Source organism: Variovorax sp. P1_H12_2 (assembly GCF_056405335.1).
Genome location: NZ_JBFUCI010000677.1, coordinates 1 through 1847, shown reverse-complemented (window position 1 = coordinate 1847; position 1847 = coordinate 1). Strand labels below are relative to the sequence as shown.

Annotated in this window: 3 protein-coding genes; all 3 read right to left on the bottom strand. The window is 68.9% G+C overall.

Annotation, left to right across the window (positions count from 1 at the left end; translation table 11 throughout):
- Window positions 1-133 precede the first annotated feature (133 nt).
- Complete coding sequence (locus AC1D2K_RS34095; RefSeq protein WP_478094779.1) at window positions 134-1012, bottom strand: biotin-independent malonate decarboxylase subunit beta; 879 nt, start codon at window positions 1010-1012, stop codon at window positions 134-136.
- Entirely contained in the window at window positions 1009-1341 is a 333-nt protein-coding gene (mdcC, locus tag AC1D2K_RS34090; protein ID WP_478094777.1) for a malonate decarboxylase acyl carrier protein, read from the bottom strand. Before mdcC ends, AC1D2K_RS34095 begins: the two co-directional genes overlap by 4 nt.
- A gap of 14 nt (window positions 1342-1355) precedes the next feature.
- The coding region (locus AC1D2K_RS34085) for a malonate decarboxylase subunit alpha (RefSeq protein ID WP_478094776.1) at window positions 1356-1847 on the bottom strand (492 nt) is incomplete at its 5' end.

Here is a 1847-nt window from a genome sequence, read left to right as displayed (position 1 = left end):
GTGCCGATCACCGTGAGCGGCGCACCATCGAACATCACTTCGCCCTGGAGGAAGTCGCCCGCGGCGCGCATGCCGTGGTAGGAGCCAAAGAGCTGGGTGACAAGGGAATTCCACTGCATGGAGTACTCCTGGGTTAGATGACGCGCAGGGAACGCACGGCGTTGACCGACAAATCCGGCACCTGCTCAGCATCGACGACACCAAGTGCGCGCCACAGCAGCACCGCGTCATCGCCGCCGGTGTCCCCGGCCGGCAGGGCGAGCAGTCGACTGGTGAGCAATGCGTGCTCGTCTTCGAGTGCTGCCAGGGTCAATGGCTTCGCTTGGCCGATAGCGGCGATGGCCGCCTCGCGAAAGGCGGCAACATCGTCTTCGACCAGGTTGTCGCAGTCGCCGATGAGCCAGCGATGCTTGCCTCCGGTGGTGCGCCAGACCAGCGCCCGGTCGCGCGAATCGAATTCCTCGACGCCGTGCGACGCTTCGATGACCTCGGGGCCCGACATGGCGAGCCGTCCGACATCGCTCATCACGATGTGATCGGCGCAGCGTGCGACGATGCCCATGCCGCCGAAGCAGCCGTTGGCGCCGCCGATCAGCACGATCACCGGGATGGCCGCGGCGCGCACGTCGAGCAGCGCGCGCATAACTTCCGACACGGCGATCAGACCGGCGTTGGCCTCGTGCAGGCGCACGCCACCCGACTCGGCCAGCAGCAGCACGGCATCAGGCCGGTCACGCAGCGCGCGCTGCAGCAGGCCGACCAGCTTGGCCCCGTGCACCTCGCCGACGCCACCTCCCATGAACGCACCTTCCTGGGCCGCCACGAACACGCTGCGCCCATCGAGCGTCGCGCGACCGACCGCCACGCCATCATCGAAGGCCGAAGGCACGCCAAGCTGCGCCAGGTGCGGGCTTGTCACCCGTTCGCTCGGCGGCAGCCATTCGTGAAAGCTGCCTGGGTCGAGCAGCAGGGCAAGACGCTCGCGCGCCGAGCATTCCGCATAGCTGATCATGGTCGGCCTCCGCTGATCTCGGCCACTGCCTGGTCGAGCCGCAGGCTCACCACCGCAGGTGTGGCGCCCATGTCGTTGATCGAGACGCGCACGCCGCCCAGTGGATGGCGCGCGTGGAAGTCGTTCATCACGGCCTGCCAGATCGGCCCGAAGCCGCGCGCGGAGGTCTCGACGCGCACTGCGCAACCATTGTCGTCGGTCGCCTCGAGCATCACCTCGAGGTTGCCGGACCCGACGACGCCGACCAGCACCGGCGCAAAAGCGCCCGCGGGCCGGACACCGGCAAAGAAAAAGTCCAGGGTTTCGAGCCCTGCGGGAACGTCGCTCATCGTTGAATCTCCTGCTACCAGTTTCTGAAGCGCTTGGGCGGCTGGTACAGCCCGCCCGAGGCGCGCACGAGGTCGCGCATGCTGCGTGCGGCCAGCAGGTTGCGCGTGGCCTGTCGGGGGTCGATGCCCAGGTCCTCCGGCCGGCGGATCACGCCTCGGTCGCGCAGGTTCTCGACCGCCCGCCGGTCGCGCGCCAGGCCCACCGCCGTGTAGCCGGCCACGCCGCGGATGGCCTGCTCGCGCTCCGCGTCGGTGCGGCACAAAAGCAGGTTGGCGATGCCTTCCTCGGTCAGGATGTGGGTCACGTCGTCGCCGTAGATCATGATGGGCGGCAGGTCCATGCCGGCCTGCTCCTGCAAGGTCCAGGCATCGAGGCGGTCGACGAAAGCCGGCTGCATGTGTTCGCGGAAAGTCTCGACCATCTGCACCACCAGCTTCTGGCCGCGCGGCGTGCCCGCGGCGCCGCGGCGGCCCTCGCGCGCCTCGCGCCCGGCCTTGAGCCAGGC

What these genes read in the sequence shown, in the direction of transcription:
- AC1D2K_RS34095 (WP_478094779.1), bottom strand. Translation starts at nt 1,012, where the DNA reads ATGATCAGCTATGCGGAATGCTCGGCGCGCGAGCGTCTTGCCCTGCTG.
- mdcC (WP_478094777.1), bottom strand. Translation starts at nt 1,341, where the DNA reads ATGAGCGACGTTCCCGCAGGGCTCGAAACCCTGGACTTTTTCTTTGCC.